The following is a 435-nucleotide window of genomic DNA, read 5'->3' on the forward strand; positions in this document are numbered from 1 at the left end:
GGTCGGCATGCACCGGCTCCTCAGGCGGCTCCGGCTGGGAGGCGTTCGCCCCTTCCTCGGCCCGCGCCTCGTCGGTCTGCGCCTCGGCTGGCTGCTGCGTGCTGGCATCCTGTTCGTCGGCGACTCGCGAGACGGCGCCGGGCTCGAGCTCGATGGTCACCGGCTCGCGGCGGCTCTTGGAATGCCGCATCTTCGGCGTCTTGACCATGCTCGGGCTCCGCAAAATTCGCTTCGGGATGGTTTGAAGGGTCTAGCACATCACCAAGCGGTGAAAAGGGGCGGCGTGATGACGCCAGGGCTTGGAGTTCAGTTTTGGCAAAACGCCGCAGCGGTTTTGGGATACGGCATGCGGGACCCGAAACGAAAAACCCGCCTCGGCGGCGGGTCGTTGGGGCGAATCAGCACCATGAGTGATTTTCTAGCATAGCTGCCGGC

The 435-nt window shown here is 65.1% G+C and carries 1 pseudogene; it reads right to left on the bottom strand.

Going from position 1 to position 435, the window contains the following annotated elements:
- Positions 1–208: pseudogene (locus tag E5W70_RS32685) on the bottom strand (phage tail protein); the annotation flags it as partial.
- Positions 209–435 lie beyond the last annotated feature (227 nt).

Origin of the sequence: Mesorhizobium sp. (assembly GCF_005063415.1) — a bacterium.
In the GTDB taxonomy this organism is placed as follows: Bacteria; Pseudomonadota; Alphaproteobacteria; order Rhizobiales; family Rhizobiaceae; genus Mesorhizobium.